The organism is Acidipila sp. EB88, from assembly GCF_003858395.1.
In the GTDB taxonomy this organism is placed as follows: Bacteria; Acidobacteriota; Terriglobia; order Terriglobales; family Acidobacteriaceae; genus EB88.
The window spans coordinates 2,602,144-2,621,690 of sequence record NZ_QWEV01000005.1 but is presented as its reverse complement, the minus strand read 5'-3'; the positions used below and the strand labels follow the sequence as shown (position 1 = coordinate 2,621,690).

At 66.6% G+C, this 19,547-nt stretch carries 19 protein-coding genes and 1 other RNA gene; 12 read left to right on the top strand and 8 right to left on the bottom strand.

All coding sequences use genetic code 11. The features are described from left to right. Window positions 1-42: 42 nt before the first annotated feature. Complete coding sequence (locus D1Y84_RS11460) at window positions 43-765, top strand: VTT domain-containing protein (RefSeq protein WP_124848708.1); 723 nt, start codon at window positions 43-45, stop codon at window positions 763-765. A 230-nt stretch (window positions 766-995) separates the two neighbouring features. On the opposite strand, the gene D1Y84_RS11455 is transcribed toward D1Y84_RS11460, so the two are convergent. The 4 genes from D1Y84_RS11455 to D1Y84_RS11440 form a co-directional block, all read right to left on the bottom strand. Continuing rightward, entirely contained in the window at window positions 996-2,018 is a 1,023-nt protein-coding gene (locus tag D1Y84_RS11455) for a beta-ketoacyl-ACP synthase III (protein WP_199726466.1), read from the bottom strand. 167 nt (window positions 2,019-2,185) lie between these two features. Next, window positions 2,186-2,283, bottom strand: an RNA gene (gene ffs / locus D1Y84_RS11450) — signal recognition particle sRNA small type. A 97-nt stretch (window positions 2,284-2,380) separates the two neighbouring features. After that, window positions 2,381-2,818: a hypothetical protein gene (locus D1Y84_RS11445; RefSeq protein WP_124848706.1), complete on the bottom strand. Its 438-nt coding sequence runs from the start codon at window positions 2,816-2,818 to the stop codon at window positions 2,381-2,383. A 65-nt stretch (window positions 2,819-2,883) separates the two neighbouring features. After that, window positions 2,884-3,252 (bottom strand): hypothetical protein, encoded by a 369-nt coding sequence (locus tag D1Y84_RS11440; RefSeq protein WP_124848704.1) that lies wholly within the window; start codon window positions 3,250-3,252, stop codon window positions 2,884-2,886. A gap of 195 nt (window positions 3,253-3,447) precedes the next feature. On the opposite strand from D1Y84_RS11440, the gene rimO reads away from it, so the two are divergent. The 5 genes from rimO (at window position 3,448) to D1Y84_RS11415 (ending at window position 8,551) form a co-directional block, all read left to right on the top strand. Next, on the top strand, window positions 3,448-5,073 hold the full coding sequence (gene rimO / locus D1Y84_RS11435) for a 30S ribosomal protein S12 methylthiotransferase RimO (RefSeq protein WP_124850085.1): 1,626 nt from the start codon (window positions 3,448-3,450) through the stop codon (window positions 5,071-5,073). Window positions 5,074-5,096: 23 nt separating this feature from the next. Further along, on the top strand, window positions 5,097-5,345 hold the full coding sequence (locus D1Y84_RS11430; protein WP_124848703.1) for a DNA gyrase inhibitor YacG: 249 nt from the start codon (window positions 5,097-5,099) through the stop codon (window positions 5,343-5,345). Further along, the gene (locus D1Y84_RS11425; protein WP_370245759.1) at window positions 5,338-5,985 is read left to right on the top strand and encodes a phosphatidylglycerophosphatase A; all 648 of its coding nucleotides are present in this window, start codon (window positions 5,338-5,340) and stop codon (window positions 5,983-5,985) included. The genes D1Y84_RS11430 and D1Y84_RS11425 overlap by 8 nt, the downstream gene beginning before the upstream one ends. Window positions 5,986-6,038: 53 nt before the next feature. Further along, entirely contained in the window at window positions 6,039-7,079 is a 1,041-nt protein-coding gene (locus D1Y84_RS11420) for a gluconolaconase (RefSeq protein ID WP_124848701.1), read from the top strand. A gap of 215 nt (window positions 7,080-7,294) precedes the next feature. Further along, window positions 7,295-8,551, top strand: a complete 1,257-nt coding sequence (locus D1Y84_RS11415) for a competence/damage-inducible protein A (protein WP_124848699.1) — start codon at window positions 7,295-7,297, stop codon at window positions 8,549-8,551. A 344-nt stretch (window positions 8,552-8,895) separates the two neighbouring features. On the opposite strand, the gene D1Y84_RS11410 is transcribed toward D1Y84_RS11415, so the two are convergent. From D1Y84_RS11410 to D1Y84_RS17950, 3 genes are all read right to left on the bottom strand, one after another. After that, on the bottom strand, window positions 8,896-9,462 hold the full coding sequence (locus D1Y84_RS11410) for a DUF3455 domain-containing protein (protein ID WP_124848697.1): 567 nt from the start codon (window positions 9,460-9,462) through the stop codon (window positions 8,896-8,898). A gap of 90 nt (window positions 9,463-9,552) precedes the next feature. Next, window positions 9,553-10,863: a glycosyltransferase family 39 protein gene (locus D1Y84_RS11405; RefSeq protein ID WP_158615434.1), complete on the bottom strand. Its 1,311-nt coding sequence runs from the start codon at window positions 10,861-10,863 to the stop codon at window positions 9,553-9,555. A gap of 8 nt (window positions 10,864-10,871) precedes the next feature. Next, window positions 10,872-11,054: a hypothetical protein gene (locus D1Y84_RS17950; protein WP_158615433.1), complete on the bottom strand. Its 183-nt coding sequence runs from the start codon at window positions 11,052-11,054 to the stop codon at window positions 10,872-10,874. Between the two features lie 379 nt (window positions 11,055-11,433). Here D1Y84_RS17950 and plsY point away from each other — a divergent pair, with 379 nt between their 5' ends. The 6 genes from plsY to cysK all read left to right on the top strand — a co-directional run bounded on the left by plsY (window position 11,434) and on the right by cysK (window position 17,613). Beyond that, window positions 11,434-12,129, top strand: coding sequence for a glycerol-3-phosphate 1-O-acyltransferase PlsY (plsY, locus tag D1Y84_RS11400; RefSeq protein WP_124848694.1), 696 nt, complete (start codon window positions 11,434-11,436; stop codon window positions 12,127-12,129). Then, complete coding sequence (locus D1Y84_RS11395) at window positions 12,126-13,133, top strand: NAD(P)H-dependent glycerol-3-phosphate dehydrogenase (RefSeq protein ID WP_124848692.1); 1,008 nt, start codon at window positions 12,126-12,128, stop codon at window positions 13,131-13,133. The genes plsY and D1Y84_RS11395 overlap by 4 nt, the downstream gene beginning before the upstream one ends. Before the next feature lie 183 nt (window positions 13,134-13,316). After that, a complete protein-coding gene (gene ftsY, locus D1Y84_RS11390) occupies window positions 13,317-14,273 on the top strand; it encodes a signal recognition particle-docking protein FtsY (RefSeq protein ID WP_124848690.1) in 957 nt (318 codons plus the stop codon). Between the two features lie 83 nt (window positions 14,274-14,356). Continuing rightward, entirely contained in the window at window positions 14,357-15,595 is a 1,239-nt protein-coding gene (gene ribD / locus D1Y84_RS11385; RefSeq protein ID WP_158615432.1) for a bifunctional diaminohydroxyphosphoribosylaminopyrimidine deaminase/5-amino-6-(5-phosphoribosylamino)uracil reductase RibD, read from the top strand. Window positions 15,596-15,666: 71 nt separating this feature from the next. Beyond that, window positions 15,667-16,407 carry a riboflavin synthase gene (locus D1Y84_RS11380; protein WP_124848686.1) on the top strand — a complete coding sequence of 247 codons (741 nt, stop codon included), beginning with the start codon at window positions 15,667-15,669 and terminating at the stop codon, window positions 16,405-16,407. A 138-nt stretch (window positions 16,408-16,545) separates the two neighbouring features. Further along, a complete protein-coding gene (gene cysK, locus D1Y84_RS11375; protein WP_124848684.1) occupies window positions 16,546-17,613 on the top strand; it encodes a cysteine synthase A in 1,068 nt (355 codons plus the stop codon). Window positions 17,614-18,021: 408 nt separating this feature from the next. On the opposite strand, the gene D1Y84_RS11370 is transcribed toward cysK, so the two are convergent. Continuing rightward, the gene (locus D1Y84_RS11370; RefSeq protein ID WP_233581352.1) at window positions 18,022-19,074 is read right to left on the bottom strand and encodes a threonine synthase; all 1,053 of its coding nucleotides are present in this window, start codon (window positions 19,072-19,074) and stop codon (window positions 18,022-18,024) included. Window positions 19,075-19,547: the final 473 nt, after the last annotated feature.

Here is a 19,547-nt window from a genome sequence, read left to right as displayed (position 1 = left end):
GGTGCATACGCGTGGGGGGATGTTTGCTTCCTATCATCGTCCATGCCAGTTCCCCATCTTCCCTCTCTCTTGTTGTTGCTGCTGAAAACCGCCCCTGCTGCCGCCGTGCACCACGGTAAAGGCGGCCACATGCCGCGCTGGCTCATCCACCTGGGCATGCCGGGCCTGTTTGTGGTGTCTCTACTGGATGCGGCAATCATTCCGCTGCCGCTGCCGGGCAGCACAGATGTGCTGCTGCTGCTGCTGTGCGCGCAGCATGGGTCGCACCCAGCGCTGCTGGCGGCCATCGCCATCGTGGCCAGCGTGATCGGCGGGTACACGACGTGGGCCGCGGGACACAAGGGCGGCGAGTCGATGCTGGCGCACTTTGCGCCGAAGCGGATGGTGGAGCCGGTGACGCGCTGGATGAAGGGGCATGGGTTTGCCACGATCGCAGTGAGCGGCGTGCTGCCGCCGCCAGTTCCGCTGATGCCACTGCTGCTGGGCGCGGGTGCGCTGGGTGCCTCGCGGCGGCATTTTCTGCTGGCGTTTTCGCTGGCGCGGGCTGCACGCTACGGGCTGATCGCGTGGGTCGGGGCAACGTATGGGCGGCGGGTGCTGCGTACGTGGAACCAGTACCTAGCGGAGTGGTCGGAGCCGATCCTTTGGACGTTTTTCGGGTTGCTGGTGGCGGCGATCTGCTTCGGGTTCTGGCAGTACAGGCGGCAAAAGCGATCGTGGGAAGCAGAGCAGGGGCGGCGGATGCCAGCGGCTGCGAAGGCTTGAAAGTGTGGGCAAGGGTGGTTCCCACGTCTCAGAAGCGACATGGGACATCCGGCGTATTGGATGAGGCTTAAACCGCCTGCGCGGCTCGCGGCCACTTCGTGGCGGGTCTACCCGAAAGGCAAAAGCCCGAGGCTATGTAAGAGAGATGTACCTCTCCTGTATAGCCTTGGGCCTTTGTTCTTAGCGAGAACATGTCCCGGAGGGACCGCGAGCCGCGCAGGCGGTTTGCGCTAGTCCATTTCCCAGCGGAGAAGAGTTGCGCCTGCGGTGAAGCCGGCCCCTACGCTGGCCAGGACGACCAGGTCACCGCGCTTGATCCGGGCTTCGTCGCGGGCGGTGCCCATGGCGAGTGGCACGGTGGCCGCGGTGGTGTTGCCGAAGCGGTCGATGTTGATGATGACGCGGTCGAGCGGCAGCCCAAGGCGCTGGGCGGTGGACTCGATGATGCGGCGGTTGGCCTGGTGGGGGATGAGGCAGGCGAGGTCCTGGCCGGTGAGCCCGTTGCGGTCGAGAACCTTTTCGGCGATCTCGGCCATCTTGCGCACGGCGAACTTGTAGACGGTCTGGCCGTCCTGATGCACGTAATGCTGCTTGTTGGCGACCGTTTCAGCAGACGCGGGCAGGAGACTGCCGCCGGCAGGCAGGCGCAGCGCGGAGGCACCGGAGCCGTCGATCTCGTGGGCGTAGTCGATGATGCCGAGCTCGCCTTCAGCAGCAGCCTCGAGCAGCACGGCGCCTGCGCCGTCGCCAAACAGGATGCAGGTGGAGCGATCGGAGTAGTCGATGAACGAGCTCATGGTGTCGGCGCCGATGACCATGACGGTCTTCTGGGCGCCGCTCTCGATGAGCTTGGCGCCGACCTGCAGGGCATACAGGAAGCCGGAGCAGGCCGCGCCCAAATCGAAGCCCCAAGCCTGGTGAGCCCCGATCTTGCCCTGCACGAGGCAGGCGGTAGCGGGAAAAGGCATGTCGGGGCTGACGGTGGCGACGATGATGACCTCGACCTCATCGGGAGCCATGCCGCGCAACTCAAGGCAGCGGCGTGCGGCTTCGGCGGCGAGGTCGCTCGTGGCCTGGCCCTGTGCGGCGATGTGACGCTCGCGGATGCCGGTGCGCTCGAGGATCCACTCGTTGGAGGTGTCGACCATGCGTTCGAAGTCAGCATTGGTGAGCACGCGGTCGGGCACATAGGTGCCGATGGAACTGATTTTGGCGCGTTGCAGAAGTCGTTGCGATGTGAGCTTGGTGTTCAGTGCACTCGCTGCGTCCCGCGGTTGATTCGGGGTCAAGAAAACTCTCCAGGCAAAGCAGGGAATCAAGGACAGCAGCCCGGAAGAGTCGCCGGGCAACTGATCTGCTCTGATTGTCGCCGAGGATCGTCTTCGCGGGGGCCTGCCTTGTGGCAAACCACGCAAGCTTTATGTACCGGGGGACCTGCTGCGCACGCACTGGCCCGTTGCCGTTGCTTCCTTCCGGACCTGGCGGGGTTGGCGGGATTGCGCCGCGCAGGACCCGGCACTCCGTGATTCTAGCACTGCGGACGTGGCAGGGAAAACCACCTGGGGCTAATGACCCGCCCGGTTGGCTTCCCTGCCGGCGCGCAGACTACGCAGACCTACCGGGCGGGCGGGGTAGCGCTGCCGGCCACGGGGGTGGCACGGCCCTTGGTAATGGAGTAGAGCAGGGCGTGGTCGACCACGGCGTAGAGCAGCTGGTCGGGGTCCTTGAGCGCCTGGGTACGGATCCACTGGCCGGCGCGGGCACCGGCTTCCTTGTCGTCGGGCAGGGTGACGCCGCGGTTCTGGGCAGAAAGCTCGGCAAGCTGCTTGACGATGGCGAAGAAGCCTTCCTGGTCGCGCCCGCCTGCCTGCCAGGCCTGGCGGCAGGTCATAATGACGAGTTTGTCAATGGAGGGGAGGGAGGCCGGCGCGTGCGCGGACTGGCCGGCAGAGGAGCCGGCGGTTTGTGCCTGGGTGGCGGGGCCGGCGTACAGGGCTGCCGCGGCGAGGGTGAGCGAGAGCGCGAGGGCGCTGGAACGGCTCGGCTTCTTCATGGGGTTGTCTCCTGGATCATTGCGTGCATAAGTGGCGTGGAGCGGCTGGGTAGCAGGTGCGGAGCTTAGCGGCGGTGGCCGTGATGGTCGTTGCCCTGGGCAAGCTTGCCGCCGAGTGCGCCGAGACCGGCACCGGCTGCGCCGCCGATCAGGGTTCCCTTGACGCCGCCACCGAAGGCCGCACCGAGCACCGCGCCGCCGCCGGCGCCGATGAGCGCGCCATAGCCGGGGCCGATGCCGCCGCCACCGCGATGATCGCGACGGTGATCGTCGCGCCCGTAGCGTTGGTTGTAGTTGCCGCGCACGTTGTTGTGCATGCCGCCGTAGTAATTATCGTGGCCGCGCTGGGCGAGGCCCGCGGGGGCAAAGGGTGCCGCGGTACCAAGCAGCAGCACCCCGCTGGCGAGCCATGCTGTGCCTTGATTGAGCTTCATGCCGCTCCTTTTCGCTGAGCAGCGCCCGGGGCAGGCGCTGTCAGCCATTGAATGCGATGCACAGAGCGGGGCAGCAGGATAGATGGAGCGCGCAGAAAGACCACGCCCGGCCTTTGATGCTGCGGAATCGGCTAGAATACTACAGTGCAGCCCTCCCTTCTCTCACCTGAATTGCTCCCCGTGTCTCGCCCCGAAATGCTCGCTGGAGCGCCGCCGTCCGCGCCCGTGGCGCAGGAGCCTCCGACTGCTGCGGGGGCCGAGCCCCGCGCGCTCAAGATCGGCTTTGTGTCGCTGGGCTGCCCCAAGAATCTGGTGGACAGCGAAGTGATGATGGGCATGCTGCAGCAGGCGGGCGCGGAGCTGACGACCGACACTGAGCAGGCGGACGTGCTGGTGGTGAATACGTGCTCGTTTATCGACTCGGCCAAGCAGGAGTCAGTGGACACAATTTTGGAAATGGCTGGGCACAAGGTGGCGGCGGGGGGACGGGCGCAGAAGCTGATCGTGGCCGGGTGCCTGGTGGAGCGGTACCGGGACGAGATCCGGAAGAACATACCCGAGGTGGACGCAGTGGTCGGAACCGGCGAGCTGGAGGGCATTCTCCTGGCGGCCGGGTTGAGGAAGCCGGTGATGCAGACGGCGGCGGTGGCCAGTTCGCCGTTCCAGATCCTGGGGAGCACGAGTGCAGCGGCTGTGGCTTCCCTTCCGACGGCGGTGGTGATTCCCGCGGCGGAGAGCACGGTATCGAGCCCGGCTTACGAGAACGCACCAGCCGTAGTGGCTTCGCGGCCGGAGGGTGACCTGCGCGAGCAGCAGGGCCGGTTCGATCGCGGAGCGTGGGATGGCGCGGAGACCTCGGCGCTGCCGACCTACCTGTACACGGACGAGACGCCAAGGCTGCTGGCGACCGGGCGGACGTCTGCGTATATCAAGATTGCGGAGGGTTGCGATCACCCGTGCACGTTCTGCGTGATCCCCAATCTCAGGGGCAAGTTCCGTTCGCGCCGGCTGGAGTCGATCGTGGTGGAAGCGGAGCGGCTGATTGCAAGCGGCGTGCGGGAGCTGACACTGATCGGGCAGGACACGACCTGTTATGGCGAGGACCTGGGGCTGCGGGACGGGCTGGCGATGCTGCTGGACCGCCTGGCGGGGCTAGAGGGGCTGGTGTGGCTGCGCTTTCTGTACACGTACCCGAACCGCATCACGACGCGGCTGCTGGAGACGATGGCCAAGCATGCCAAGATCTGCCCGTACCTGGATGTGCCGCTGCAGCATGCATCGCCGGCGGTGCTGAAAAACATGCGCCGCGGTGGCGGGGCGGAGATCTTCCTCAGGACGCTCGAAAAGGCGCGGTCGATCGTGCCGGACCTCGCGGTGCGGACAGGCTTTATCGTGGGGTTCCCGGGGGAGACGGACGAGGACTTCCAGGTACTGAAGCAGTTTGTGCGCGAGGCGCGGTTCGACTGGATGGGCGTGTTTTCGTACTCGGATGAAGAGGGCGCGAAGGCGTTCGATTTCGGCGAGAAGGTGCCACGGCGCACGATCGAGGCACGGCGACGGTCGCTGATGAAGCTGCAGCAGGGCGTGTCGAAGGCGGGCAAGCAGGGCTGGGTCGGGCGGCAGGTCGAGGTGTTGGTGGAGGGTGAGTCCGAAGAGACCCCCCTGCTATGGGAAGGGCGATCGGCCTTCCATGCACCAGAAATCGATGGCAAGCTGTATCTGAATGACTTCGGCGACCACAGCATGCTGGTGCCGGGCACTTTCTATACTTGCGAGATCACCGAGGCGCACGACTATGATGTGGTCGCCCGGGTGCTGTAGGGCGCTGCACAAAGGCTAAGAGGATGGCGACGAAGAAGACAACAGCACTGCGCTGCCCGACCTGCGGGACGCTGGTCACGGCCGGGGATGCGGAGTTTCCCTTCTGCACGGACCGCTGCCGGGTGATCGACCTGGGCAAGTGGGCCAGCGGCGCGTACCGGATTTCTTCGCCGATCCACGACCCGGAGCTGCTGGACGAGCTGGACGGATTGCGTGGAGCCGGCAGGGCCACGAGCCAACACCTTGATCACGACCTGGACGAGAATGGCTGAGCCACTGGTTCCGCAGGCGAGATCGGCGATGGAGACCCAGGCTGCGCTGGAAGCATCGGCGGCAGAGGGCGCAGGACGCGGAGTGAGCGCGCAGTCGGACCCCGATCGCCATGTAGAGGTGCCGCTGCTGCCGGATGAACCGGTGGTGCGCAGGCCGGATCGGACGCCCTGGGCGTGGGCGGTGGGTACCTTCTTCGGCGCAGGTTTTCTGAAGCCGGGGCCGGGAACCTGGGGCTCGGTGGCGGCGATGCTGCTGTGGCTGGTGTTCCAGTGGGCGGTGAATCCTTCGCCGCCGGCGCTGCGAGCGGCGACCCTGCTGGCGGCGCTGCTGGCGCTGGTGTGCGGGATCCCGGCGGCGTCGCTGGTGGAGCAGGAGTCGCCGCGCGAAGACCCGGGACACGTGGTAATCGACGAGGTGGCGGGTCAGTGGATCGCGCTGCTTCCCTTCTGCGGGTACCTGCGCTCGGACCTGCCGCACGCGCTGCTGGCGCTGGGACTGTTCCGGCTGTTCGACATTACCAAGCCGCCGCCGGCGCGGCAGCTGGAGCGGCTGCATGGCGGAGTCGGCATCATGCTGGACGATGTAGCGGCCGGCGTGTACGCGCTGATTGTGGGCGCGATCATCGGTCACTGGTGGTAGCAGCAACCGCCGGATGGTAGCGGAGGGGTCAGCTTCGCTACAGTAGAAGCAGTATGCTATCCGACGTTCTTGCCTCCCCTACTCCTGAGCCGCGCATCACGCGGGTGCACCCCATTGCCGCTCTGCCCGGAGGCGAAATCCACGTGCATGGTTCCGCACTCCAGCCGGTGGCTGGCCGACTGCCCGTGGCCATGCTGGGTGAGCTGGCAGCGGGCGTGCTGCTGAGCCGCGAAGATCGCCTGGTGCTGCGGATCCCGGATGAAGGCGAGTCGGCGCTGCTGCGGGTGCTGCGCAACGGAGCCCAGAGTAACTCGGTGCCGATCGACGTAGCACAGCTGCTGACGGCGGGTGTGCACCAGGTGTCGAACCCGGCGGTGGATGCCGAGGGCAACGTGTACGGCACGTTCTCGGGCCAGCGCGGGCAGGAGACGCCGGTTTCGGTGTTCAAGGTGAGCCCCGCGGGCGAGATGACGCCGTTTGTGACCGGGATTGTGAATGCGACCGGCCTGGCAATGGGCGCGGACGGCTACCTGTATGTTTCCTCACGCAATGACGGGACGATCTACCGGGTATCGCCGGACGGGGCGGTTTCGACGTTCTCGGAAGGCATGGGCGTGGCGACCGGGATCGCGTTTGACGCGGCCGGCAACCTGTACGTGGGCGATCGCTCGGGAACCATCTTCAAGATTGCGCCGGACCGGCAGATTTTTGTGTTTGCGACGCTGGAGCCCTCGATCGCGGCGTATCACCTGGCGTTCGGGATGGACGGAACGCTGTTTGTGGCGGGGCCGACGACCTCGTCGTATGACACGCTGTATGCGATCGGCGCGGATGGCACGCCGAGTGTGCACTACCGCGGACTGGGTCGGCCGCAGGGGCTGATGCTGGATATTGCGGGCAACGTGTACGTAGGGGCGTCGCTCTCCGGGCGCCGCGGCATCGTACAAATTTCGCTCGATGGCACGGCGGAGCTGGTGGCCTCGGGTGCGGGCATTGCGGGGATGGCATTTATTCCGGGTGGAGACGCGGTGATTGCCACGGCGAATGCCTTGTTTACGCTGCCGCTCGGGGTTGAGGGATTGCGGCTGGTGTAGCGTGTGCAGGGCAAGACCGCCTGCGCGGCTTGCGGCCACTTCGTGGCGGGTGATCGTTTGTGGTTGCTTGTGGTTTGGTGGGTCCCACGTCTCTGCGAGACACGGGGCACCCGCTTTCGCTTGCAATGCGAGATATTTGTAACTTCTTTAGTGTCGATTTATCCGCGTACGGCGAGTATGGTTTTTTCGAGCTTCGGGGTAAGGAAAGAGCGCACATGAACTGTGACATTATCGCGGTCGGGTCAGAGCTGCTGACGCCCTACCGGCAGGACACCAACTCGCTGTACCTGACGGCCCAGCTGAACGAGCTGGGTGTGCGTATTTCGGCAAAGACGATTGTGGGCGACCGGCGCGAGCACCTGGTGGCGGCGGTGCGCAACGCGCTGGAGCGTGCGGATATCGTGATCACCATGGGCGGGCTGGGGCCGACCGAGGACGACCTGACGCGCGAGGCGGTGGCCGAGGCGCTGGGCGTGCGGTTGCGGCGCAACCAGGAGATCGTGGCGGCCTTGTATGCGCGGTTCGCAGCGCGGCGCATCCAGATCACGGACAACAACACCAAGCAGGGCGATGTGCTCGAAGGGGCAGAGGCACTGGCCAATGCGTCGGGCACCGCACCGGGGCAGTGGCTGGACACGGTGCACAACGGGCATCGCAAGCTGGTGGTGCTGCTGCCGGGGCCGCCCTCGGAGCTGAAGCCGATGTTTGAGGGCGAGGTGCTGCCGCGGCTGGTGGCGACGATCCCGCGGCGTTACTTCGCAACGCGGACGCTCAAGGTGGCGATGATGGGCGAGTCGGCGTGCGATGCGCGCATTGCGCCGATTTACCGCTCCTACGCGGACGTGGAGACGACGATCCTGGCGCACCTGGGCGATATCCAGCTGAACCTGATCGCGACCAAGCCGACGCGGGCGGAGGCGCAGCAGCGGGTGGACGCGCTGGCCAGCGCGATCGAAGAGGAGCTGGACGACGTGCTGTATTCGTCGAATGGCGAAACGCTGGAGCGGATCGTGCTGTACCACCTGGAGCTGGCGGGCGCGACGCTGGCCACGGCGGAGAGCTGCACGGGCGGGCTGATTGCGCAGCGGCTGACCAGCATCAGCGGGTCGTCGCGGTCGTTCCTGGGCGGCGCGGTGGTGTATTCGAACGAGCTGAAGACGCTGTTTGCGGATGTGCCGACGGAGATGATCGCGGAGCATGGCGCGGTGAGCCGGGACGTGGCGGTGGCGCTGGCGACCGGCATCCGGGCACGGGTCGGGAGCACATTTGGCGTGGGCGTAACGGGGATTGCGGGACCGGGTGGCGGCTCGGATGAGAAGCCGGTCGGGCTCGTCTATATCGCAGTGTCGGATGGCACGACCACCGAGGTAGTGGAGAAGCAGTTCTCGGGGGATCGCGACCGGATCCGGCAGTACTCAGCGCAGCAGGCGCTGGACATGGTGCGACGGCGGTTGCTGGTGGCGCGAGGCTAGGGCCGGCACAGCTGTTGGTCCTGAGCGAGGGCTCGCAGCAATCTCGGTTGCTCGTCGCTCTACCCCGGTGATATCAGGGAGGCATGGCAATCAAGCATGCGTTCCTGCGCCCATGGCTGCGGCATTTCCTCGTCTGTTTCCCGGCGTATTGCGCGTGCCAAGGTGTGTGGGACTGGACCAGGTTTCGGCATGCGGAGCTGGCGCATTTCAGCCTGGCGAGCTTCTTTGTGGATGGCGCGGTTTTCGCCCTGTTTCTGAGTCTGACGCTGGCAGCTACGGACCAGCGCTTCAGGTCTCGGTAGACTTCCCCACTGCGCTCAGCAGATGGGTGGGGAGCGCCTCGTTTAGTGAAGGTCGGGCGAAACGCTGCCGATGCTGTAGAAGGTGTACAGCGCGGAGTACGAGACGGCGGTCGTCTTGTTTTCGTTGCTGGGGTTGCAGGCTTCCGGCGGCGGCATGGCGCCACCATGGGTCTCGGACCGACGCACAAAGACGATAGGCGTGAGCTTACCCGCTTTCGTGCCGGGTACAGGATGGGAGCGCAGCAGCAGCCATGGCACGCTGCCTGCCTCGGTAGAAGCCTGGGTGCGCAGCACCGTCCCGGTGAGTGCGCTGCCGTCGTTCCAGACCCACATAGGCCCGGCGCCGTGCAGCCCCAGGATGGCGTGGCTGGCGGGGTCAAGCAGCTTTGCGTTGGGCGACTGGAAGGTCCAGGCGTGGACGCCGCCCTTAACGCCGCACCCGTAGAGCTGTGTGCCCTGGCCAATCACCTGCAGTTCAAGGCGCGCGCCGACCGGGACCGTGGTGTCGGAGGGCGGCACGGGGCGGGGCGCGATCTGCGCATAGCCGTGGAGGTTGCAGGCGAGAGCGCAGGCCAGGGCGATGGTGCGGGTACGGGAAAAAATGTGCATGACGCACTCAAGATATACGGTTCCGGGCTTTGTCCCGCGGTTCTTTGTGTCGGCGCATGTAAGTGCAGTGAGTCGGAGGCGTCGCGTGGCTCAGCCAAACTCCTGCGAGTGGGCCCATACCTCCGCCCACGGACGGCGGAGATGGTGGCAGACCAGGATGTCGGGGTGGCGCACGGCTTCTTCGTTGCGAACGCCGTAGGGCGCGTGGATGGTGGCGGCCACGGAGCACTGGTCGAAGTTGTAGAGCTGGTCTTCGAGGGTGCCGCCGGTGACGATCACGGTTTCCGGATCGAAGGCGCCCCAGCCGCGCGCGTGGAAGCTGTTGGTGCTGCTGATCGGCGTGGGCAGGTGATAGGCGGGGCCATAGAGTGCGAGCGCTCCGGCTTCTCCGTAGTTGTTGGCGAGCACGCCGAGACGGGCGCGGTCGGCCGCAGGGAGGGTGTCGCGCACGGCGGCTACCTGGGCGACGAACTCGGGCCAGCCGACTTCATCGGCCATGTCCTGGTTGTGGTCCATCTGCCAGGTCCAGCCGGAGGAGCCGGGCGGCCAGATAGGGAGGTAGGTCCACGCGATGGCGACGGAGTTGGCGAGCATGGCTGCGGCAACCACGGTACGGATGATGTTGCGTGGCAGCTTGCCGCGGTGGGCCAGAACGCGCTCAAGCGCGATGGCCCCGGCGGCGTACAGGACGGGGTAGGCCGGCAGCAGGTAGTAGCCACGCCCTTTTGCCGCGGCGATGAGCAGGAACGGGCCGAGGAAGAACGCGCTGAGCAGGCGGAAGCGCGGGCTGCGCAGGAGCGAAACGAGACCGGCGACCGCGAGTGGGAAGGCCAGGAACGTGTAGCGGAGCTGGTCGGAGTAGTAGCCCTCGGCGCGGCCGAGGCGGATGTCGCGGAGATGGATGAAGTGCTCCATCTGGAGGGTGATGAAGTGGTGCGTGGCAAGCCACAGGAGATTGGGCGCGGCAAGGATCGTGGCGGTGGCGGCGCCGTACCAGAACCACCGGGAGCGGACGTGGTGCCGCTGCGCGGGCAGCAGCAGCAGTCCGACGACGAGGGAAACGGCGGGAAAGGCGATGGAGTACTTGGAAAGCACGCCAAGGCCGATGCCGGCGCCGGCGCCGATCCAGTTGCGGGGGTCGCCGGAGCGCAGCACGCGCGCGGTCGACAGGATGGTGAGCGACCAGGCGAACAGGTCGGTGGTGTTGTACTGCAGCACCGAGGAGAAGGCGAGCGCGATAGGAAAGGTCGCGAGCAAGGCGAGGCACTGGGCTGCGCGGCCGCCGCCGAGCGTGCGGGTGAGCAGGCCGACGAGCACGAGGCTGGCGCCGTTGACCAGGGCGGCGGGAAGACGGAGGTGTGCGGGCGAGATGCCCAGAAGCTCGATGGCAATACGGCCCAAAAACGAGGTCAGCGGGGGTAGGCGACGAAGCCCCACTGGAGGTGGCGCGCGTCGTCGAGGAACTGGAGCTCGTCGCGATGGAAGCCATAGCCATTGCCCATGGCGAAGTGCAGCAGCAGGAGCAGCGCGGCGAAGGCGCCGGGAACAGCGAGACGGGAGCGCAGCGACTGGTTGGGTATGGCGGTCGTCATAGGCGTCGCGAGCAAGGGTGTGCAGGGCGAGACCAGCTTAGTGCCGTCGGGGAACTTTGCGGTGGAGTTTCTTTTCGACCCGCGCCGGCTACGGGTGGGGAGATGCGTTGGCGGTCGGGCGGGTATGGGGGCCGCGCAGGGCAGCACCATGACGACGGCCCGGGTGAGCCAGACGGGAGCCGTGGAGCCGAACCGGTGTGCGGCGGCCACACTGGAGAAGGGCTAATTGCCAGAGGCATGTCGGGCAAGAGCAGAAGGCCGGGTACGGGCGTCGACATGGGGTGGCAGTTCACCCTAACTGTGGGTGCGGGCACAGGTAATCGGGAGTGCTCCGTGGGGAGGCGAGCGCCGGGAGACGGACTGGTAGACTCAGAGCGCGATGAATGCTATTCCCTTTCTCCTGATCGCCCTGGTGGCGTACTTGCTGGGCTCTATTCCGTGGGGTTATTTGCTGGTGCGCATGTTCCGCAAGGAAGATATACGCGCGATCGGCTCGGGCAATATCGGTGCGACCAACGTGGTGCGTTCCGGGGCGAAGGGGCTGGGTGCGGCGACGTTTGTGCTGGATGCGGCGAAGGGCTGGGCGGCGGTGGTTTTTGCGACCGGCGTGCTGCCGATGCTGCCGGCCCGCTGGGTGCAGCATGATGCCGCCTACACGTACCACGTGGCGGTCGCGGCGGCACTGGCGGGCATGTGCGCGCTGCTGGGGCACATTTTCCCGGTGTGGCTCGGGTTTCGCGGGGGCAAGGGCGTGGCCACGGCATTTGGCGTGACGCTGGCGCTGGCCTGGCCGGTGGCGCTGCTGTCGCTGGCGTCGTTCATCGTAGCGATGCTGATCTGGCGGATCGTGTCGCTGGCCTCAATCGTGGGCGCGTTCGTGATCCCGATAATGGCATTCGCACTGCCGCCGCACCTGGGGCGTGGCTGGGCTATCTTGACCGTGCTAATTGCGGGGCCGGCGCTGGTGGTGGTGAAGCACCATGCCAACATCGGGCGGCTGCTGCGTGGGACGGAGTATCGCTTTGGCAACGGCCCGAAAGGCACTCCCGGGGAACAGGGCACGGCGCAGGCATGAGCAGGATCGCGGTACTGGGCGCGGGCGCCTGGGGTACGGCGCTGGCGATCTGCCTGAGCCGCCGATGGGACCACGCGGTGATGCTGTGGTCGCACCGGCCTGAGCATGCGGCGCGGCTCGCGGAGGCGCGTGAGAACGCGCGGTATCTTGCTGGGTATGCGTTTCCGGAAGCGCTTGGGGTGACGGGCTCGCTCGAAGAGGCTGTCCGCGGGGCGGATGCGGTGCTGTTCGTAATGCCCTCACAGCATGTGCGGGCGGCTGCCGAGGCAGTGCGGCCGCTGCTTGCGCCAGGTGCGCTGCTGGTGAGTGCGGCCAAGGGAATTGAGGAAAACACGTTGCTGCGTATGAGCCAGGTGCTTGCGGCGGCGCTGGGCGCGGACGCGGCGCGGCACCCGATCGGGGTACTGAGCGGGCCCTCGTTTGCGCAGGAGGTGGCGGCGGGTGCGCCGGCGGCGGTCACCGTGGCGTTTGCCGAGGCAGCCGACGGAGAGCGCGCGCAGGCGATGCTGAGCACCGATACGCTGCGGCTGTATCGCAGCTCCGACGTGGTGGGCGTGGAGCTGGGCGGCGCGCTGAAAAACGTGATTGCCATCGCGGCGGGTGCGGTGGTGGGGCTGGAGCTTGGGCACAACAGTGGCGCGGCGCTGATTACGCGCGGGATCGCCGAGCTCACGCGGCTGTGCCTGGCGTGCGGCGGGCGGCGGGAGACGCTGGCCGGGCTGGCCGGGGTGGGCGACCTGATCCTGACCTGTACCGGGGCGCTTTCGCGCAACCGCTTTGTGGGCGTGGAGCTGGGGCGCGGGCGGAGCCTCGCGGAGATCGTGGCAAGCCTGGACGGCAAGGTGGCCGAGGGCGTGCGAACGACAGACGCGGCGCTGCGGCTGGCGGAGCGGGTCGGGGTGGATATGCCGATCGCGACGCAGGTGCGCGCGGTACTGCGTGGGGAGTGCTCGGCGGGCGAGGCGGTGCGGTTGTTGATGGCGCGGCCTGGGCGTGAGGAGTAGGACAAACCGCCTGCGCGGCTGGCGGCCACTTCGTGGCGGGTACCTAAAAAGCCAAAAGCCTCAAGCTATCCGGGAGGGCGGCATCCGGGATAGCTCGAGGGTTTCGTTCTTGGGAGTCACATGTCCCGAAGGGACCGCCAGCCGCGCAGGCGGTCTGGTGGTGGCTTATAGACTGGTAGAACCATGATTCAGACCCTGTTCGGCTCCCTGGACGAACCAAAAAAGAGTGGCGTATTCGACCGCATGCGCGAGGCGGTCTCGCGTACCCGTGAGTCCCTTTCGGACAAGATCGAGGGCGTGGTTGCGCTGACACGCGAGGTGGACGAGGCGGCGTTCGAAGAGCTTGAGGGCGTGCTGCTGGCCTCGGACTTGGGGATGACGACGACCACGGTGGTGCTGGGTGCTTTGCGCGAGCGGGCGCGGCGCGAGGCGATTCGCGATGGCGCGGAGCTGAAGGCGCTGTTGAAAGCGGAACTGCTGCGCATATTGAACAAGAAGAGCGGGCTGCCGCCGCGCCGGATCACGCCGCCGGAGGTGGTGTTCCTGGTGGGTGTGAACGGGACGGGCAAGACCACGACCTCGGGCAAGCTGGCGGCGTGGTATCGCGCGCAGGGCAAGACCGTGCTGTTGTGCGCGGCGGACACATTTCGCGCGGCGGCGATCGAGCAACTGGAGGTGTGGGGCCAGCGCGCGGGCGTGGAGATTATCAAGACCCGGCAGGGTGGCGACCCGTCAGCGGTTTTGTTTGACGCGGTCACAGCGGCGAACGCGCGGCGCACGGACCTGCTGCTGGTAGATACGGCAGGCCGGCTGCATACAAAAACCGGGCTGATGGCTGAGCTGGAGAAGATGCGCCGAACGGCGCAGCGCATTATCTGGGACGCGCCGCACGAGGTGTTGTTGGTACTGGACGCAACGACCGGTCAAAACGGTATGCAGCAGGCCAAGCTTTTTACCGAGTCGGCGGGAGTTACAGGCATCGTACTTACCAAGCTGGATGGAACAGCCAAGGGCGGCATTGTTGTAGCCATTGCGCAGGAGCTCGAGTTACCGGTGCGGTTTGTCGGGGTCGGCGAAAAGATGGGCGACCTGCTTGCCTTTGACAGCGAAGCTTTTGTGGACGCATTGCTGGGAGAGTAAGGATGGCGGAGCAGCAGCTACAGGCGCGCGAGCGATTGGAACCCCGCCTCTTGGGGGATCGCCACGCGATCGATGCACAAAGAATGTCACAGGCACTGTTGCTGGCACACGAGTCGATCGGGCAGGCCTCGCCGAATCCGCGTGTGGGCTGCGTGCTGGTGCGGGATGGGTTGATTGTAGGCGCGGGTGCGCACTACTACGACCGCAAGGACCACGCAGAGATTGTGGCACTGCGGGAAGCGGGCGACAAGGCACGCGGCGCCACGGCGTACGTGACGCTGGAGCCGTGCTCGCATACCGGGCGGACGGGGCCATGCGCCGAGGCGCTGGCACGGGCCGGGGTGGAGCGCGTGGTGATTGCGACAGGCGACCCGAACCCGCTGGTGAACGGCAAAGGGGTGGAGCTGCTGCGGGCGGCCGGGGTGCAGATCACGACCGGGATTCTGACAGACAAGGCGCGGGCGATCAACGACGGCTTTGCGCGTTGGATTCGCAAGCAGCTGCCCTTTGTGACGCTCAAGGCCGGGCTGTCGCTGGACGGGCGGATTGCGCCGCCGCCGGCGACCAAGGCCGCGGGCAGCGTTGCCTACCTGACGGGCGCGCACTCGCTGCTGGCAGTGCAGAAGATGCGGCTCGGTTCGGATGCGGTGTTGACCGGCATCGGCACGGTGCTCGAGGATAATCCCCTGCTGACGGATCGCTCGGGCTCGAAACGTCGAAGGCCGTTGCTGCGCGTGGTGCTGGACTCGGAGCTGCGCCTGCCGCTGGGCTGCCAGCTGGTGGAGACCGCGGCCGAGGATGTGCTGGTGTGCACAACGGATGGCCCGATCGACAGTGAAAAACGGGCGCGATGGATGGCGCTCGAGGCAAAGGGCGTGCAGGTGCGCGCGGTGCGAAGCATGCGGGACAAAGCCGCAGCCGAGGATGTGTCGCTGGAAGGCATGGCCGGCGGCACGCAGCAGGCGACCAGCCAGCCGGGAGCAGACGCCGGGCAGTCTGCGCCTCCGCAGCAGTCGCAGCAACGCCATGGACTCGATCTACGCGGCGTGCTGCACCTGCTGGCCGAGCAGTACAGGGTGCTGAACCTGCTCGTGGAAGGCGGGTCGCGGCTGAACCGCGCGCTGCTGGACAACGGCGAGGGCACGCAGCTGGCGGACAAGCTGTGCCTGTTTTACGCGCCGATGTTCCTGGGGGAACAAGGGGTGCCGCTGCTGGCCGGGGGGATGCCGTTGCCGGTGGAGATCCGGCAGGTGGCGGTGTCGGACTCGGGCTCGGACCTGCGGCTGGATGCGTACCTGCGCGATCCGTGGCGGGATGGATAGCGGCTGCCGGGCCTGAGCCCGTTGTGCGCGGCTGCGGCATTGTGCGAGATTGCTTGCTCGAGGAGAACGGCGTGTTTACAGGACTGGTACAGAGCATGGGAACGATCGAGTCGGTGACACCGGCTGCGGGGACTTTGCGCCTCGCGGTGCTGGCGCCGAAGCTGGCGGCGAGCCTCAAGGTCGGCGACAGCGTGGCGGTAAGCGGGGTGTGCCTGACGGCGCTGGAGCCGGGCGCGGATCGCTTCTACGCGGAGCTGGCGCAGGAGACGGTGGATCGGACGTCGCTGGCGGCGTTGGCGGTGGGCTCGGCGGTAAACCTGGAGCTGCCAACGCCGGCGGGAACGCCGCTGGGCGGGCATATTGTGCAGGGACACGTGGACGCGACAGGGGAGCTGCTGGGGCTGGAGCGGATCGGCGAGGGTGAGCGCACAGACTGGCGGCTGCGCGTGGCGGTGCCGCCGGCGGTGGGACGATTCGTGGTGGAGAAGGGCTCGGTCACGATCGAAGGAATCAGCCTGACGGTTGCGCGGTGGTTCCCGGAGAAGGATGCCCAGGACGACACGCTGACGGGCGCGGGCGAACTGCATGTGGCGGTGATTCCGCACACGTACGAGGCGACCAACCTCCATACGCTTCAGGTGGGCTCGCGCGTGAACCTGGAAGCGGACGTGTTGATGAAGCTGGCGGTGCAGAATGGCCTGCTGGGACCGGGCCGGAACGACGACCAGTGGACGCGGTTGGCGGAGCGGGACACAACCGGAGACGTGGGATTTGCGGTGAGCCTGGAGTACCTGATGGCGAATGGGTATTAGCTCGGCAAAACACGTTTGAACCGCCTGCGCGGCGGCCGGCCACTTCGTGGCGGGTGATCGTTAAAGACCAAGGCGTTGAGCAACAGCTTCGGAATCCCCCATCGAGACAGAGCGAGCAGCACACACAAGGGGCAATGTATGGCGAAGCGATACGGCAACATTCTCGAAACAGTGGGTAAGACGCCGGTGGTGCGGATCAACCGGCTGGCTCCCGAGCATGTGGACCTGTACGTGAAGGTCGAGGCGTTCAACCCGCTGGGCTCGGTCAAGGACCGGTTGGCGCTGGGCGTGATTGAAGAGGCGGAGCGCACCGGCCAGTTGAAGCCGGGGCAGACAGTGGTAGAGGCAACGAGCGGCAACACCGGCATCGGGCTGGCCATGGTGTGCGCGCAGAAGGGGTATCCGCTGGTGCTGGTGATGGCGGAGACCTTCTCGGTGGAGCGGCGCAAGCTGATGCGATTCCTGGGAGCCAAGGTGGTGCTGACACCGGCGGCGGGACGGGGCACGGGCATGGTGGCCAAGGCGCGCGAGCTGGCGGCTGCGCATGGCTGGTTCTGGACGCGGCAGTTCGAGAACGAGGCGAACGCGGATATGCATTCGCGGACTACGGCGCGCGAGATCGTGGACGACTTTGCGGGCGAGCGGCTGGACTACTGGGTGACGGGGTTTGGCACGGGCGGGACGCTCAAGGGTGTGTCGCGGGTGCTGGCGAAAGAGCGGCCGGAATGCCGGATCGTGGTGTGCGAGCCGGACGATGCGCCGATGCTGGCGAGCGGGATCGCGCAGGCGCGCAACCCGGATGGATCGGGCGCGGGCAGCCACCCGGCTTGGCATCCGCACCCGCAGCAGGGCTGGAGCCCGGACTTTATTCCCAAGCTGACGGAGGACGCGATGGAGCTTGCGGGGGTGAACTTCTGGAGCCCAATTCTGCGAATTCCAAATGCGGAGGCGTACCGGTGCAGCCGGGAGCTGGCGCAGCGGGAAGGGATTTTTGTGGGGATCAGCTCGGGCGCGACGTTTGCCGCGGCGCTGATGGTGGCTAAGGAGGCACCGGCCGGGTCGACGATCTTGTGCATGCTGCCGGATACGGGGGAGCGGTATTTGAGTACGCCGCTGTTTGGGGAGGTGGGCGTGGAGATGAACGCGGCGGAGCAGGAGATTTCGCAGTCGACGCCGTCGGGGCAGATGCAGCCTGTTTCGGTTTGAGTGTGCGGGCGGTCGTAGGGGGCTGTCGGACGACCGCGGAGGGCGACCGCGGATCCTTCGCTTCGCTCAGGATGACAGTTGGGTGTGGGGTGGGGCGAGGCTGCCTGCTGGGGCAGCGCTGTTGTTGGCGCTCGAAGTTGGCGACTTGCTTGAAGTTAGCGACTTGCTGAGGCTGGCGGCTTGCTGAGGCTGGCGGCTTAGTGAGGCTGGCGGCTGGCGGCTTACCGCGACTTACTGGCGGGTGTTGCGAGATTGGGTCGCTGGTGATCTGGGGGTACGCGGAGCCCACGTCTAAAACGCGAGACATGGGGCACCCGCTGTGTTGTAGGCTCCGGGATTTGTTGTCTGCTCTGTCCCGTGTAAAGACATGTTGCGGCGTGTGCGCTTCCCGCGCAGGACATCTTGCGTTTACTGCGGGGTGATGATGCCGCCTACGGGCATGCGGGCGGGCAGGTCCGCCTCGGTGACGGGGCGTTTGAGGCCCATCTGCTGGGCGGTGAGGTCGGTGTACTTGAGGCCGGCGCCGGTGTTGAACAGGACCACGCGATCGGTTTTGCTCAGGAAGCCGGTGGCGAGCAGGTGGTCGTAAGCAGCGGTGGCGGCGGCGCCTTCGGGTGAGAGCAGCAGACCCTCGTGCCGGGACCAGTCGAGCAGCGAGCGCAGAATGTCTTCGTCGGGGAAGTCGAGCACAAGGCCGCCGGATTGCTCGGCTATGTCGAGCACGATGTAGTCGCCGTAAGGCTTGGGCACGCGCAGGCCGGAGGCGAAGGTGGCGGCGTTCTGCCACATGGTGGAGGCGTGCTCGTGCTCGCGGAAAGCGCGGGCGACGGGAGCGCAGCCGGAGCTTTGGATAGCGATCATCTTGGGGCGCTTGCCGGTGACCCAGCCGAGCTGTTCCATCTCTTCGAACGCCTTCCACATGCCGATGAGGCCGACGCCGCCGCCGGTGGGGTAGAAGACAGCGTCGGGGTACTCCCAGCCAAGCTGCTCGACGAGCTCGTAGCCCATGGTCTTTTTGCCCTCGACGCGGTAGGGCTCCTTGACGGTGGAGATGTCGAACCAGCCCTCGGCCTCCTTGCGCTCGTTGACGATGCGCGCGCAGTCGGAGATGAGGCCGTCGACCAGGGTGGTATGTGCGCCGTAGGCGATGCATTCGAGGTAGTTGGCAAACGGCACGTCGCGCGGCATGAAGATGTGCGCCTCGATGCCGGCGGCCGCGGCATAAGCGGCGAGCGCACCGGCGGCGTTGCCGGCCGAGGGTACGGCGAGCTTTTTGAGGCCGTAGTGGCGGGCCAGCGTGACGGCCATGGACAGGCCGCGCGCCTTGAAAGTGCCGGTGGGGTTAGTGGCTTCTTCCTTGAGCCAGGCGTTCTCGTAGCGGCGGCTCTGGAGCATGGGGGTCCAGCCCTCGCCGAGCGTGACGGGCTCGACCGCGGGCAGCACATCGCGATAGCGCCACATGCTGTGGTCGAGCTGGCGCTCACGGGGGTTGCCGCGGGTGCCGTCTCAGGCTTGCGGGCGGTCTGGCGCAAGGCGTTCATGTCGTAGCGCACGTAGAGCACGCCGGCGCAGTGCGGGCAGACGGTTTGCGGGGTGGCGGCCGAGGTGTGCTTGTGGCAGCGCGAGCATTGGAGCGAGTCGATCCGGGGCATGCGTTCAAGGGTATAGCGGCGGCGGATGAAGGCAAAACCGCCTGCGCGGCTTGCGGTCCCTTCGGGACATGTGCACCTGAAAAGCAGGAGGCCTCAAGGCGCCCCGGATAGCTTCACCCGGGCACCTGAGACCTTTGTTCTTAACGAGTACTCGCCACGAAGTGGCCGCGAGCCGCGCAGGCGGTTTTGCCGTCCAGGCCCGGAATGGGAAGCGGTGCCGGTTGCGGGACGGGGCGTTACCGGATGCAAGGCTTTGTTGGCGCTGTTACCCGGGCAGGGAGT